This is a genomic window from Mesorhizobium sp. B2-2-3 (genome assembly GCF_006442405.1).
Lineage (GTDB): Bacteria > Pseudomonadota > Alphaproteobacteria > Rhizobiales > Rhizobiaceae > Mesorhizobium.
The window spans coordinates 463,421-475,708 of sequence record NZ_VFWC01000003.1 but is presented as its reverse complement, the minus strand read 5'-3'; the positions used below and the strand labels follow the sequence as shown (position 1 = coordinate 475,708).

The following is a 12,288-nucleotide window of genomic DNA, read 5'->3' as shown; positions in this document are numbered from 1 at the left end:
ATGAACGGCCCGCAAGCGCATTGGCTCGGGGATGGCAAGCGGCTGCACCTCAATCACGGGCCGATCGACCTGATCGTCGAGGCCTTTGGGACGCCAGGCGAATGCCGGCGAGCTTATGAGCAGGCCGTGGCGCGATTCCAGACCATCCTGCCGGAACTGGTGGAGGAATTGCCCGAGTTGCGCCGGCCGGCCACGTTGCGCCCCCGCGCCTTCGCCGGCTCGACGGCGCGGCGCATGGAAGCGGCAGTTACCCCATTGGCGGACGACTTCATCACGCCGATGGCAGCCGTCGCCGGTTCGGTAGCCGACGAAATACTTGCCGCACTGATTGCCGGGCGAAAACTCGATCGCGCCTATGTCAACAACGGTGGCGACAGCGCGCTTCATCTCGGTGCCGGCCAATCGATCACTCTTGCCATTGCCGGCACCGGCCATGGCCTTGCCGACCGCATCGTCATCAGCGCCGAGGACGGCGTGCAAGGCATTGCCACCAGTGGCTGGCGCGGGCGCTCGTTTTCGCTCGGCATCGCCGACGCCGTCACCGTGCTGGCGAGGACCGGCGCAGAGGCCGATGCCGCGGCGACGCTGATCGCCAATGCCGTCGACTTGGCCCACCATCCCGCTATTCGGCGTGTGCCCGCGCATGATCTGGTGCCGGATAACGACCTTGGCGACAGGCTGGTGACGCAAGAAGTCGGGCCGCTTTCTGCCGAAGAGATTGCCACGGCGCTGGACAGCGGACTTGCCGTCGCCGAAGATTTCCGCCGCAGGGGACTGATCGCCGCATCGGCGCTGTTCCTCGCCGGCCAGACTCGCATCGAGGGCTCCATGGCGCTTGCCGCGCCCGACAAAAGTCCAGGGAAGGAAGTTGCCCATGCCTGAGTTTCCGCTCCGCAAGATCGTGGTGCTGACCGAAGAGATCTTTCATGAGGGCGGGCCGGCGACCAAGGTGCCGCGCCGCCGTGCCGCCGCCATGGCACTGGTGAAGAACCCGTTCGCCGGGCGCTATGTCGAGGAGTTGCAGAGCGCCATGGACGATCTGAAGCCGCTTGGCCTGCTGCTCGCCGACCGGCTGATAGCGGCATTGGGTGGCGACGTGAAGCAGATCGACGGCTATGGCAAAGGCGCCATCGTCGGCATATCGGGCGAACTCGAGCATGGCGCGCTTTGGCATGTGCCGGGCGGCTACGCCATGCGCGAGCGGCTCGGCGACGCCAAGGCGATCGTGCCGTCGGCCAAGAAGGTCGGCGCCTTCGGCTCGCGGCTGGATGTGCCTCTCGGCCACATCAACGCCGCCTATGTGCGCAGCCATTTCGATGCGATGGAAGTCGGCGTCAGCGACGGACCGCGTCCCGACGAGATCCTGTTCTGCCTCGCCATGACCTGCGGTCCGCGCGTGCACAATCGCATGGGCGGCCTGGCCGCCGACGACATCAAGGCATGGGACGGGCTGCGGTGAGCGGCGAGGACAATCTGCTGAAGCTGGTCGAGGTCGAGGAGGCGGACGATCAGGACTACCACCTGCAGGAGCAGGTCGGCTTCATCCTGCGCAAGGCGCATCAGCGCCACGTCTCGATCTTCGCTGCCCATATCGGCGACCTGACGCCACCGCAATTCGCGGCATTGGCCAAGCTGCGCGATGTCGGCGAGACTTCGCAGAACCAGCTCGGCACGCTGATCGCCATGGATGCGGCGACGGTGAAGGGCGTGATCGACAGGCTGAAGGCGCGCGGCCTTGTCGAGCTCTCCAAGCACGAGGGCGACAAGCGGCGGCTGCTGGTCAATTTGACCGCCGAAGGGCGCGAGGCGATCGAACGCCTGATCCCGCTGGCGCGCGAGATTACCGAGGAAACCTTGGCACCGCTCACGGCCAGGGAGATCGCCACCTTCATGAAGCTGCTGGCGAAATTGGCGTAGGCCGGCGACGAGGTCCTTTCCTCTCCCTCCGGACGGGAACCACCTGGCCACCGCCGCCGACGGATATTGAAAGGGGACTAGGGCGCAAGAACCTTCCTGCACCGCGCCAAGGGTCGACTCCCACTCCGTCGAGCTTCGCTCGACACCTCTCCCCCGATCGACGGGGGAGAGGTGGGCGCCAAGCTGTCCTGGGACGAAGAACCTGGACCTTGGGCCGGCGCTTATCTCCGGCGAAATCTCAGAGGCCGTTGTCCTTCAGCACCTGGGCGGCGTTTTCCTTGGTGATCTTCTGCGTCGGCAAGGTGATGGTCTTTTCGACCTTCTCGCCATTGAGGAACTTGATCGCCTGCCGAAGGCCCTCGGCGCCCGGGGTGACATAGGTGAAGGTCGCCGTCAGCTCGCCCTTGTTCACCATCTGCACGCCTTCGTTGGGCAGGCCGTCGATGCCGATGAACTTGATGTCCTTCTCGCGGCCGACATCCTTGGCGGCAAGATAGGCGCCATAGGCCATCGGGTCGTTGTGGCCGTAGACGAGATCGATCTTCTCGTTGCTCTTCAGCGCGTTGGCCATCAGATTATAGGCCTGGTCCTGCTTCCAGTCGCCCGACTGCTGGTCGAGCAGGTACTTGATGCCCGGCTCCTTGTCGGTGAACTCATGGAAGCCGTCATGGCGGTCATGCGCCGGCTGGGTGCCCATGCCGCCCCAGATCTCGACGACATTGCCCGATGCCTTGCCCTTGCCGCCGAGCAGCTCGACGGCATATTCGCCGGCCGCGCGGCCGATCAGCTTGTTGTCGCCGCCGACGAACTGGGTGTAGTCCTTGGTGTCGACATTGCGGTCGAGCACGAAGACCGGGATCTTGGCGTCGATCGCCTGCTGCACGACGCCGGTCAGGCCGGCCGATTCCTTCGGCGACACCAAGAGCGCATCGACCTCCTGGCGGATCAGGTTCTCGACATCGGCAACCTGCTTCTCGGTCTTATCCTCGCCGTCGGTGACGATCAGCTCGACCTCGGGGTGCTTGGCGGCCTCAGCCAGTATGTCCTTGTTGAACTGCGCGCGCCAAGGCTCGATGGTCGTCACCTGCGAGAAGCCGATCTTCCACTTCTTGTCCTGGGCCATGGCGTGGCCGGTGGAGAGCAGCGCGGTGGTGGTCAGCAATGCCGCGCCAAGGGCGGCAAGCTTCAGCGTGTCACGTCGTTTCATTTCTTGTTTCCTCCGAGATTGAGAGACCGGGTCTCTTGCGACGGCCGTTTTGCCGCGGCCGTTTCCTTGTGCGCCGCTCCGGGCAGGCGCAGATAGGCTAGGAGATCACCGGCATTGCGCTCCTGCACGAGCACTGTGCCGATGATGATCATCCCCTTCAGCACCAGCTGAAGGTTCGAATTGATGTTGTGGAGCTGCAATATGTTGGACAGCAGCCCGAAGATCAGCACGCCGCAGAATGTCCCCGTGAGGCTGCCGCGCCCACCCATCAGGCTGGTGCCGCCGATGACCACGGCGGCGATGGCGTCGAGCTCCAGGCCGGCGCCGGCATCGGGCTTGCCTTGCCGGTACTGCGCGACATAGAGCACCGCGGCAATGCCGGCGAGCAGGCCCGAAACGGCGTAGGTGACGATCTTGACCCGGCCGGCGGCGATGCCGGAAAGCCTGGCCGCCTCCTCATTGCCGCCGATGGCGTAGACATAGCGGCCGAACGGCGTGAAGCGCAGCACCGCGCCATAGATCAGGATGGCGCCGAGGAAGAACAGGCCTGGCATCGGAATGACGCCGAACACCATCGAGCGCAGCAGCTCGAAATCCTCGGTGGCGTTCGAGCCGGTATAGACCGGCAGCACAGCATTGTTCTGGCCGGCGGTCAGCCGGGCGATGCCCAACGCCGTCACCATCATCGCCAGGGTGACGATGAAGGGCTGCAGCCGCCCGGCAACGATGATGAAGCCGTTGAGCGCACCGAACAGCAGGCCCACGCATGGCGCGACCAGCAGCACGCCGAGGACGCCGAATTTGGGCTCGACCTGCGGCAGCAGGTACCACAGGGAAAGACAGCACAGGACCACGCCGACGATTGCCGGCGTGACCAGGCCGCGGGCGCGGTCCAGCCTTGCGTCGCGCGAGGCATCGGCGCCGGCGCGCGACTTTTCAAGATTGAGGAAAATGAAGCGGGTGACGATGAAGCCGAGACAGAGCGCCACCACGGCGACGGTGGGCACGCCAAGCACCACTCCCGGCGTCACGCCCGGAACCGTCAGCAGCATGGCGCAGACCACCGAACAGATTGCCATCAGCGAGCCGACCGAAAGATCGATGCCGCCGGTGATGATCACCGCCGTCATGCCGGTGGCGATCAGGCCGGTGGTCGACACCTGGCGCAGCACGTCGAGCAGATTGCCGTAGGACAGGAAGATGTTGTTGCCCTTGGAGCTGACCGGCGAGCCCAGCACGCCGATCAGGAAAATGGCGATCAGGCCCCAGTAGAGCTTGGTGCGGGACAGGAGTTTCAAGGCGGTCATGCGGCAGGTCTCGAAATCGTGCGGCGCGGCGCGGCGAGACGCATGATGGCCTCCTCGCTCGCCGCATCGCGGGAAAGGATGCCGGTCTGGCGGCCATCGGCCATCACCAGAATGCGGTCGGAGAGGTGCAGCAGTTCCGGCAATTCGGAGCTGATGACGGCAATGGCCAGCCCGTCGCGCGCAAGCTTGAAGATGAGATCGTAGATCTCGCGCTTGGCGCCGACGTCGATGCCGCGCGTCGGCTCGTCGAGAAGAAGCACGCGCGGCCGTGTCGCCAGCCATTTGCCGATGACGACCTTCTGCTGGTTGCCGCCCGACAGCGTGCCGGCTGGCTGGTCGATGTCCTCGCAGCGTATGCCGAGCGCCCGGACCGCGTGGCGCGCCAGCTCCTGTTCGCCGGCCAGCGAACGGATGCCGAAGCGCGCCAGCGATCCGACCAGCGGCAATGCGACGTTGTCTGTAATGGAGGCCTGGAGATGCAGGCCTTGCGTCTTGCGGTCCTCGGTCACCAGCGCAATGCCGAGGCGCCTGGCATCGCGCGGCGAGCGGATCTCGACCGGCGCGCCGTCGAGCCGGACCTCGCCGCCGGTGCGGCCATCGCTCGAGCCGAAGATCGCCTCCAGGATCTCGGTGCGCCCTGAACCCAGCAGCCCGCCAATGCCAAGGATCTCGCCTTCGGCGAGTTCGAAGTTGACGCCGTCGATCACGGTGCGCCAGCCATGGGCGTCGGGTTTCGTCAGCGACAGGTTCTCGACGGAAAGCACGACTTCGCCGCCGGAACGGCGCTCCTCTTCCGAGGAGGCCAGCAGGTCTCGCCCGACCATTGCCGAAATGATGGCGTTCTCGTCGAGCTCGCCCATGGGCCGCGTCAGCACGTGGCGTCCGTCGCGAAACACCGTGACCCTGCCCGCCAGGTGCATGACCTCGTCGATGCGGTGCGAGATGTAGACGATGGCGACGCCGCTGTCGGCAAGCTGGCGGATGATGCGGAACAGCCTCTGGCATTCGGCTGGAGAAAGCGCCGAGGTCGGCTCGTCCATGATCAGGATGCGCGCCGACATCGACAGCGCCTTGGCGATCTCGACCAGTTGCTGTTCGCCGACGCGCAAGGCGCCGACACGGGCTTCCGGGTCGAGCTCGATGCCCAGCCGCTGCAGAAGGGCGCTGGCGGCGCGGCTGCTCGCCTTGCGGTCGACGATCAGCCCGGCGATCAGCTTCTCGCGTCCGAGAAAGATGTTGTCGGCGACGCTGAGTTCGGGAACCAGATTGAGCTCCTGGTGGATGATGGCAATGCCGGCGGCCTCGGCGTCGCGCACGCCGGCGAAATTCGCGGCTACGCCGTCGACGCGAACCGTGCCTTCATAACCCGTGTAGACACCGGAAAGGATTTTCATCAGCGTCGACTTGCCGGCGCCGTTCTCGCCCATCAAGGCGTGGACCTCGCCGCGCCGCAGCTCGAAACCGACGTCGACCAAGGCGGCAATGCCGCCGAAGCTCTTGGATACGTGCTCAGCGCTTAGGACGACATCCGAACGATCCGCCGCAACATCCCGACGCGCGATGGAATTTCCGTGCTCCATGACAAAGGCGGCCTCCCTTCCGTCGTCGTCTGACCTCATGAACGCTATTCTAAACGTTTCGATCCTGTCAAGCTTCTATCTGGTCACGTGAGATTGGCTCATTTCAATTCTTGCGAAAAACCGCGATATTCCGTAGGTATGATGCATAGAGAGGCGGCGAAACGTTTCGAAAATGGCAGGGCCAAGCAAGACAAGGCAGCGAAAATCGACGGCGCCGACCATGCTTCACGTGGCCGAAGCGGCGCGCGTGTCGGTCGCCACGGTTTCGGCGCTGATCAACGGCACGGCGACCGTCAGCCCGGAGCTCAGCCAGCGCATCGAGCAGGCGATCCGCGATATCGGCTACAAGCGCAATGCGATCGCCCGCAGCCTGAAAATGGGCACCACGCGCACCATCGGATTGACTGTCCCGCACATCACCAATCCGTTCTTCACCGATGTCGTGTCAGTCATCCAGCAGGCCTTCGACCGCGCCGGCTATGCGGTCATGCTGTGCTGCACGGACGAGGACCTCAATACGCAGGACGACCAGATCAGGCTGCTGCTCGACCGTATGGTCGACGGGCTGATCGTGGCGCGCGTCGGCGATGGGACGATCCTCAAGCGCATCGTCGACGACGCCAACGTGCCGGTCGTCCTGCTTGACCGCATCTGTGACGGCGTCGACACGGATGCCGTAGTGCTCGACAACCAGCGCGCCGTGTTCGACGCCATCACCTACCTGATCCATCTCGGGCACCGGCGCATCGGCTACATCACCGGAACGTCGGATATCTCACCGATGCATGATCGCATGGCCGGATATCGCGAAGCGCTTCAGGCAGCCGGCCTGCCGGTCGCCGAAGAGCTGGTACGTTCCGGCAATTTTCACGAGATCGACGGCTATAACGCGGCCATGCAGCTGTTGTCGCTGCACGACAGGCCGAGCGCGATCTTCTCCGCCAACAATCCGATGGTGATCGGCACCATGAAGGCAATCCGCGATATCGGCCTGTCCTGCCCGGAAGATGTTTCAATCGCCTGTTTCGACGATTTTCCGTGGTCGGACGTGTTTGTCCCGCAACTGACCACGGTGGCACAGCCGGTGCAGGCGATCGGCGAACAGGCGGCCAATTTGCTGCTCGACCGCCTTGCCGGAAATCGCGACGCGCCGCCGCGCAAGCTGGTGCTCAAGGGCCGGCTGATGATCCGCAATTCATGCCGACCGCTGGGAGCGGTGGCGCAGAGCGTGAGTGCGTAGAGCGGTTCAGCGGTTGAATCGCTATCGGCAAGCGCTGAGCTGGAAATCTCACGCCGCTTGCGTCAGCGATTTGTGGGCGTCGGCCAGGATTTCGAAGGACCTCACCCGAGCCGCATGATCGAATATCTGCGCGGTGACCATCAATTCGTCGGCGCCGGTGCGGCGAACGAAGGCGTCGATGCCTTGCCGCACCGTTTCCGGCGAGCCGACGACGGCGCAGGACAGCGCCTGGCCGAGCATGGACTTGGCCATCGGATCGAGGTCGCGGTCATAATTCTCGACCGGTGGCGGCAATTTTCCGGGGCGGCCGGTGCGCAGATTGACGAAAGCCTGCTGCAGCGAGGTGAACAGCAGCCGCGCCTCAGTGTCGGTGGGCGCCGCAAAGACGTTGAGGCCGAGCATGACATAGGGCTTGTCGAGCTGTTCCGACGGCTGGAAGCGCGAGCGGTAGATTTCCAGCGCATGGTCTAGCTCGGCCGGCGCGAAATGCGAAGCGAAGGCGTAGGGCAGGCCGAGCATGGCGGCAAGCTGGGCGCCATACAGGCTGGAGCCGAGGATCCAGACCGGCACGGTCTGCCCTTCACCCGGCACGGCGCGCAGCCGCTGGCCCTCTTCCGCCGGCAGGAAATAGCCCATCAGCTCGACGACGTCCTGCGGGAAATTGTCGGCACCGGCCTCGAGATTGCGGCGCAAGGCGCGCGCCGTGTTCATGTCCGTGCCGGGCGCTCTGCCGAGGCCGAGATCGATGCGGCCGGGGAACAAGGCGGCCAGCGTGCCGAACTGCTCGGCGATGACCAGCGGCGAGTGATTGGGCAGCATGATGCCGCCGGCGCCAACGCGAATAGTCTTGGTGCCGCCCGCGACATGGGCAATGACGACCGAGGTGGCGGCACTTGCGATGCCCGGCATGTTATGATGCTCGGCCAGCCAATAGCGCTTGTAGCCCAGCCGCTCGGCATGGCAGGCAAGATCGAGCGAATTGGCCAGCGACTGCGAGGCATCGCTGCCTTCGACGATCGGCGATAGGTCGAGGACGGAAAGGGCTGCCATGTCAGGTCTCCACGAGGTTTATCTCAAGCACCCTGCCTCGAAGGCCGTGCGGTCGGGAATGAGGATGCCAAGCCGCCCCCGAGCGCATCGCCAAATCCGCTGGCCGCGGCCATGCGCTTCTGCTCGGCGGGGCTGCCGCGATGATGGACAGGAAATGCAAGCCCGGATCTGTCGACAGCAAATGTTGGCGACGCGCCCAGCGGCGCATCGCGCAAGCCGGCATGGCCGATGCGAGCGAAACAGTCGTCGAGGTCGAAGGAAGCATCGCTCATGGGAAGGGCACCGGCCATTGGACCGGCCGGATATAGGCATTCGAGCCAGGCGCCGCAAACCAGACGCGCGGCTTTATGCCGGAGCCTTACCTTCCTCGGTGGCCTCATCTTCCACCGCCGAGAGATGTTGTGCCGCCAGGAAGTTGCCGACATGGCTCAGACCGTCGAAGTGATCGCAGAACACCTTGATGAGGACCAGCAGCGGCACCGCCATCAGCGCGCCGACAAAGCCCCATAGCCATGACCAGAAGGCAATGGCGATGAAGATCGCCACGGCGTTGATCTCGAGCCGCCGGCCGACAACCATCGGCGTTACGAATTGGCCTTCGACGATGTCGCACAAAAGCAGGAAGGCAGGCGCCAACAACGCATAGGAGATCGTGTCGAAGCTGATCAGCGCGATGATCGTGACCACGATGAGCGTGATCATGGCGCCGACATAGGGCAGGAAATTAAGCAGAGCGGCCGTGGCGCCCCAGACGAGCGGGTTGGGCATGCCGAGTGCCCACAGACCAAGGCCAATGATCGTGCCGAGGCCGATATTGATGATGGTGACGGTGAGCAGATAGTGCGAGATTTCCCGTTCCACGTCGTAAACGACCCGCAGCGCCCGCTTCTTCTCGGTAAGGCTGGCGAAGGACTGGATGATCTTTTCATAGAACATCGTGCCTGAAGCGAGCAGGAACAGCGACAGCACGAAGATGATGGTCAGGCTTGTTCCCGCCGAAAGAATGTTCGAGGCCGCCGACGACAGGAAGCCAGACTGGGCTACCGCGACTTTCTGTATGCCCGGCTCCTGCGACGTCTCGGTGAGGCCTTCGATCTGATGTGTAACCTCCATGATCCTCTCGAGCGGAGGCCGCAAATGCGCCAGCCGCTCGGTCAGCCGCTGGCCGATCGACGAGGTGTTGTTGATGAGATCGATCACCGGGCCGCTCAGCAGGTAGCCGGCGCTGGCGAAGAGGCAGAGGGACAGAAGCACCAGAAGCGTCGCCGAAATCACCTCGGGGATGCCGCGCTTGCGCAGAAGCCTGACGATCGGCGTCAGCGTCAATGCCAGCAGAAAAGCCAGTATGACCGGCATGAAGAAGGCACGGGCGAAATAGAGCGCATAGATGGCCATGAAAATGAAGATGCCGACGAGCAGCGAGCGTATCATATGGGTGTCGGCGCGGGCGGCGATGCGCGCCTCTTCTGCTTCGGAAACGCCCGCGACCGAAGCGGTGGGGTCAGCTTTCATCACGGTCCCTCGGCGGCGCACCGCAATTGGCGCAACCGCTGAGAAAACGCCCCTGCCGGTCCAAAGTTCCGTTAGCCGGCGTTGACGGCGAGCCCACGAGGCCCGCCGTCGCGGTTACTGTTCCCGCGCAATTTTTCGCGGAAGTGCAATACTACGCGGCAGGCGCCGGGGCCGGGACGGCGTCAGCCGTTTCCTTGCGCACGATCGGCGCCACCCTGGTGCCGTAGAGTTCAATCGCCTTCATGACCTTGGCATGCGGCATGATGCCGATCGCCATCTGCAGCAAAAAGCGGTCATTGCCGAAGATCTTGTGCTGGGCGACGATCTTCTCGGCCACCTGCTCGGGATTGCCGACGAACAAGGCGCCGCCCGGGCCGCGTGACTGGTCGAAATGCGCCCGCGAGGTCGGACCCCAGCCGCGCTCGCGGCCGATGCGGTTCATCACCTCGGCCTGTGGGCCATAGAAATCGTCGGCCGCCTTCTCGGTCGTGTCGGCGATGAAGCCGTGGACGTTGATGCTGGTGGCAAGACCCTTCGGATCGGCGCCCGCGCGCCTGGCGGCCTCGCGATAGAGGTCAAACAGCGGCGCGAACCGCGCCGGCTCGCCGCCGATGATGGCGAGCGCCAGCGGCAGGCCGAGCGCGCCCGCGCGGGCGGCGGACTGCGGCGTGCCGCCGATGGCGATCCAGATCGGCAGTTTTTCCTGCAAGGGGCGTGGGTAGACGCCGCGATCGTTGATCGGCGCGCGCAGATTGCCGGACCAGGTGATCTTCACCTGATCGCGGATGGCGAGCAGCAGGTCGAGCTTTTCGGCGAACAGCTCGTCATAATCCTCAAGATTGTAGCCGAACAGCGGAAAGGATTCGATGAACGAGCCGCGCCCGGCCATGATCTCGGCCCGGCCGCCGGAAAGAAGGTCGAGCGTGGCGAATTGCTGGAAGACGCGGACCGGATCGTCCGAAGACAGGACAGTGACGGCGCTGGTCAGTTTTATGCGTTTGGTTTGCTCGGCCGCCGCGGCCAGAGCCACGACAGGCGCGGACGCGGCATAGTCCGGCCGGTGATGCTCGCCAAGGCCGAAAACGTCAAGGCCGACCTGATCGGCCAGTTCGATCTCCTCGATCAGGTTGCGCAGCCGCTCGTGCGGGCCGATTGCGCCGGGGCCCGGCTGCGGGCTGACGTCGGCGAAAGTGTAGAGACCGAGTTCCATCTGGTGTCATCCTGGCGTTTGATTTTCGCGCTAGAGGTAGCGATCAGCCCGTATCACCACCAGAGGGTCTGACTGCGAACAGTGCGTGTCCGTTTCGGCCGCGAAGGCGTCTCCCGGCTGCAACAGCACGGAATTTCATGGCTGGCATACCGTTTTGGCGCTTGAACTCCCGGTTTTCGCGCGTATGTAAGCGTCGCGAATTGACTTCAGGGAAGTGGACTTGGCTATCTACAGGGAAAAAGACATTTTCGAGCGGCGCAACGCCGCGAACGAGGCAAAGAAGGCGCTTCTGGAGCGCTTCAAGTCGAAGCCGGCGGCGGACGATCCCGCGGTGCTGGCGCGACAGGCCGAACGCAAGGCTATCCTTGCGGCGCGTGAGATACGCGAGGCCGAGAAGGCGAGGCTGAAGCAGGAAAGGCTGGCACGCGAGGCAATCGAGAAGGCCGAGCGCGAGGCCGCAGCCGAAGCCGCACGGGTCGCGGCCGAAGAGGCGGCGCAGGCGGAAGCCAGGATTCGGGAAGCCGAAGAGGCCGAGCGCATCGCGCGTCTGCTGGCCGACGAGGCCGAGCGCAAGGCGAAGCGCGACGCGCGCTATGCGGCGCGCAAGGCGCGCACCGGCAGGACACCGCCAGGCTTTACCGGCCGCTAGCCTCAGACCGCCGGAGCAACCTGCTTCGAGGATCAGGGTCGCTGCGAAGCGGCCCTGCATGCGTTTGTCCGCGCGCCAATTCGTGCGATTGCCGACGCCGTTCGTGATGCGACTTTCGCAAAATTGCTCTGTTTGCTTCGACGCAATTTCGGATGGAAAACCGCTTCGCTTCCTGGATTGCTTTATGCCGCGAATTTCAGCCCCATAATGCCGCAGACGATGAGCGCGATGCAGGCGAGCCTGATGACGGTCGCCGGCTCGCCGAGCAGCCAGATACCGAGCAGCGCCGTGCCGACCGTGCCGATGCCGGTCCACACCGCATAGGCGGTGCCGACGGGCAGCGCTTTCAGCGCCAGTCCAAGCAGCGTGAGGCTGACGATCATCGAGGCGACCGTGAGCACGGTCGGGACGAGGCGGGTGAATCCGTCGGTATATTTGAGGCCGATTGCCCAGCCGATCTCGAACAGGCCGGCGAAAAACAGAAAAATCCATGACATGGGGAACGCTCCATCCAAGCATCGCACCGACGTCCGTTCAGGACGATGCAATGCGCGATCGACCGAGCACCGCGGCAGCCGATGCCCTGTCAGACAGTGGGCGGGTCGTCCCGACCGGA

General features: G+C 64.4%; 13 protein-coding genes. 5 read left to right on the top strand and 8 right to left on the bottom strand.

What is annotated here, in order from left to right; translation table 11 throughout:
- From FJ951_RS08300 to FJ951_RS08290, 3 genes are read left to right on the top strand one after another with little or no spacing between them, the layout of a single operon-like run.
- Positions 1–882, top strand: coding sequence for a UPF0280 family protein (locus tag FJ951_RS08300; RefSeq protein ID WP_140491400.1), 882 nt, complete (start codon positions 1–3; stop codon positions 880–882).
- Entirely contained in the window at positions 875–1,459 is a 585-nt protein-coding gene (locus FJ951_RS08295; RefSeq protein ID WP_140491402.1) for an amino acid synthesis family protein, read from the top strand. The genes FJ951_RS08300 and FJ951_RS08295 overlap by 8 nt, the downstream gene beginning before the upstream one ends.
- Positions 1,456–1,917: a MarR family transcriptional regulator gene (locus FJ951_RS08290; protein WP_140493433.1), complete on the top strand. Its 462-nt coding sequence runs from the start codon at positions 1,456–1,458 to the stop codon at positions 1,915–1,917. The genes FJ951_RS08295 and FJ951_RS08290 overlap by 4 nt, the downstream gene beginning before the upstream one ends.
- A gap of 238 nt (positions 1,918–2,155) precedes the next feature.
- Here FJ951_RS08290 and FJ951_RS08285 read toward each other — a convergent pair whose 3' ends face one another.
- The 3 genes from FJ951_RS08285 to FJ951_RS08275 are packed head-to-tail and all read right to left on the bottom strand — an operon-like array spanning position 2,156 to position 6,011.
- Positions 2,156–3,124: a substrate-binding domain-containing protein gene (locus FJ951_RS08285; protein ID WP_140514335.1), complete on the bottom strand. Its 969-nt coding sequence runs from the start codon at positions 3,122–3,124 to the stop codon at positions 2,156–2,158.
- A complete protein-coding gene (locus FJ951_RS08280) occupies positions 3,121–4,431 on the bottom strand; it encodes an ABC transporter permease (protein WP_140491407.1) in 1,311 nt (436 codons plus the stop codon). The genes FJ951_RS08285 and FJ951_RS08280 overlap by 4 nt, the downstream gene beginning before the upstream one ends.
- A complete protein-coding gene (locus FJ951_RS08275; protein ID WP_140514447.1) occupies positions 4,428–6,011 on the bottom strand; it encodes a sugar ABC transporter ATP-binding protein in 1,584 nt (527 codons plus the stop codon). The genes FJ951_RS08280 and FJ951_RS08275 overlap by 4 nt, the downstream gene beginning before the upstream one ends.
- A gap of 220 nt (positions 6,012–6,231) precedes the next feature.
- On the opposite strand from FJ951_RS08275, the gene FJ951_RS08270 reads away from it, so the two are divergent.
- The gene (locus FJ951_RS08270) at positions 6,232–7,251 is read left to right on the top strand and encodes a LacI family DNA-binding transcriptional regulator (protein WP_140491411.1); all 1,020 of its coding nucleotides are present in this window, start codon (positions 6,232–6,234) and stop codon (positions 7,249–7,251) included.
- 48 nt (positions 7,252–7,299) lie between these two features.
- Here FJ951_RS08270 and FJ951_RS08265 read toward each other — a convergent pair whose 3' ends face one another.
- The 4 genes from FJ951_RS08265 to FJ951_RS08250 form a co-directional block, all read right to left on the bottom strand.
- Positions 7,300–8,301: an LLM class flavin-dependent oxidoreductase gene (locus FJ951_RS08265; protein ID WP_140514333.1), complete on the bottom strand. Its 1,002-nt coding sequence runs from the start codon at positions 8,299–8,301 to the stop codon at positions 7,300–7,302.
- 23 nt (positions 8,302–8,324) lie between these two features.
- Complete coding sequence (locus FJ951_RS08260; protein WP_140514331.1) at positions 8,325–8,573, bottom strand: hypothetical protein; 249 nt, start codon at positions 8,571–8,573, stop codon at positions 8,325–8,327.
- A gap of 73 nt (positions 8,574–8,646) precedes the next feature.
- Positions 8,647–9,813: an AI-2E family transporter gene (locus FJ951_RS08255; RefSeq protein WP_140514329.1), complete on the bottom strand. Its 1,167-nt coding sequence runs from the start codon at positions 9,811–9,813 to the stop codon at positions 8,647–8,649.
- Positions 9,814–9,964: 151 nt separating this feature from the next.
- On the bottom strand, positions 9,965–11,023 hold the full coding sequence (locus tag FJ951_RS08250) for an LLM class flavin-dependent oxidoreductase (RefSeq protein ID WP_140491419.1): 1,059 nt from the start codon (positions 11,021–11,023) through the stop codon (positions 9,965–9,967).
- A gap of 220 nt (positions 11,024–11,243) precedes the next feature.
- On the opposite strand from FJ951_RS08250, the gene FJ951_RS08245 reads away from it, so the two are divergent.
- Positions 11,244–11,672 (top strand): DUF6481 family protein, encoded by a 429-nt coding sequence (locus FJ951_RS08245; RefSeq protein ID WP_140491421.1) that lies wholly within the window; start codon positions 11,244–11,246, stop codon positions 11,670–11,672.
- 182 nt (positions 11,673–11,854) lie between these two features.
- On the opposite strand, the gene sugE is transcribed toward FJ951_RS08245, so the two are convergent.
- Positions 11,855–12,169, bottom strand: coding sequence for a quaternary ammonium compound efflux SMR transporter SugE (sugE, locus tag FJ951_RS08240; protein WP_140491423.1), 315 nt, complete (start codon positions 12,167–12,169; stop codon positions 11,855–11,857).
- Between the last annotated feature and the right edge of the window lie 119 nt (positions 12,170–12,288).